The organism is Streptomyces sp. NPDC058000 (genome assembly GCF_042886435.1).
Classification (GTDB): domain Bacteria; phylum Actinomycetota; class Actinomycetes; order Streptomycetales; family Streptomycetaceae; genus Streptomyces.
In genome coordinates this window covers 1-1,773 of the sequence record NZ_JBHVQS010000135.1, presented here as the reverse complement: position 1 = coordinate 1,773, position 1,773 = coordinate 1, and the positions used below count along the sequence as shown (strand labels likewise).

The 1,773-nt window shown below is 66.9% G+C and carries 1 protein-coding gene; it reads left to right on the top strand.

Going from position 1 to position 1,773, the window contains the following annotated elements; translation table 11 throughout:
* Positions 1-143: 143 nt before the first annotated feature.
* Complete coding sequence (locus tag ACFVT2_RS43300; RefSeq protein ID WP_390027995.1) at positions 144-1,760, top strand: IS4 family transposase; 1,617 nt, start codon at positions 144-146, stop codon at positions 1,758-1,760.
* The last annotated feature ends 13 nt before the right edge of the window (positions 1,761-1,773 follow it).

The following is a 1,773-nucleotide window of genomic DNA, read 5'->3' as shown; positions in this document are numbered from 1 at the left end:
CAATGCCACGAAGTTAAGCGGCCGTTGGCGGTGTCAAGCGGTTCGGGGAAGTTGATGTAGAAGAGCGGGGCCCCGCGTAGGACGGATGTCGACCAAGACCACGTCCTTGTACGAAGGAGCCCCGCTTGCTGGTTCAGTCTGGCATGTCCCGCCTCGGTCGGCACGGGAGCCAAGAGGTTTTTGCACCTGGGCATTTGGGAGAGTTGACGCAGGTCGTGCCGCTGGAGCTGGTGGACGCGGTTCTTGAGGAGACCGGAGCGCGGGAACAGCGGCTGCGATGTCTTCCCTCCCGGGTCGGGGTGTACTTCGTTCTGGCTTTGGGGTTGTTCGAGCATCTCGGCGCCCGTCTTGTGTGGACCAAGCTGGTCGCGGGGCTGACCGCCCGCGTCCCCGAGCCTTCCGAGAAGGCGCTTCGTGACCTGCGCCGACGGATCGGACCGGCTCCGATCAAGCGACTGTTCGAGGTATTGGCGGGGCCGCTGGCTCAGCCGTCCACTCCTGGCGTGAGTTACCGACGCTGGCGGACGGTCGCCTTCGACGGGTGCAGCAGCCTGATCGTCCCCGACCAGGAACGGAACTGGTCCTGGCTCGGCCGCCCCGCCAGCCGGCTCGGCCAGGCGGGATATCCCAGGTTGATGCTGATGACACTGTGCGAGACCGGAACCCGCGGCCTGATCGGGGCAGTCTTCGGCCCCGTGGCCAAGGGCGAGCCGTATTACGCACAGCAGCTGACTTCGAAGTTGACTCCGGACATGCTGCTCCTGGCGGACCGTGCCTTCCACACCAACGATCTGCTCGCACAGATCGCCCGCCGCGGCGCACAGTTCCTGGTGCGCTGCACCAGTCGTCGGCACCCGCCGATCCTGGCCCTGCTGCCCGACGGCTCCTACCTCACACGCATCGCCGGCCTCACCCTGCGCGTCATCGAAGCCGAGATCCGCACCCGCACCGCCGACGGCAGCACCTTCGGCGAGAGCTACCGGCTGCTGACCACGCTCACCGACCACCGCACCGACCCCGCCCACCAGCTCGTCCGCCTTTACCACGAGCGATGGGAGATCGAGTGCGCCTACCTGGCACTGCGTCACACACTCCTCAAGGGCCGCGTCCTGCGCTCGAAGGATCCTGCCGGACTCACCCAGGAAGTATGGGGACTTCTCACCCTCTACCAGGCCCTGCGATCCGTCATGGTCACGGCCGTGGAGACCCGGCCTGGCACCGACCCGGACCGCGCCGCCTTCACCATCGCCATGGAGGCCGCCCGCGACACCATCGTCCTCGCCACCCACCCGACAGCGCCCCGCGGACATGGTGCGCAGACGGACCTGGTCGGACGCATCGGCACCCGCCTCCTGCATGCCTTGCTCCCCAAACGCCGCGCACGGACCTCCACCCGCATCGCGAAGCGCGGAATCTCGCGCTACCACACCTGGAATCGCGATCAACGTCCCCGCGACAGCACGCCTATCACTGCCATGGACATCACGGTCCAGCCACCCGCTCTCCCGACCGCACAGGATCCGGCCCGGGAAGCCTCCAGCCCCTGGGACCGGCTCTGCCAGATCCTCGCCGCGCACGCCAACCAACCCATGCACGCCCACGACCTCGCCGATCACATGGGGCTCACGGCACCCCAATCCCGCAAGAACCTCGCTTCTCAGCTCTGCCTCTGGACCCGCAACAGCCTGCTAACCCGCACCGCGCCGAATACGTACAAGATCACGCTGCCCGACAATTTGACACCGCCAACGGCCGCTTAACTTCGTGGCATTG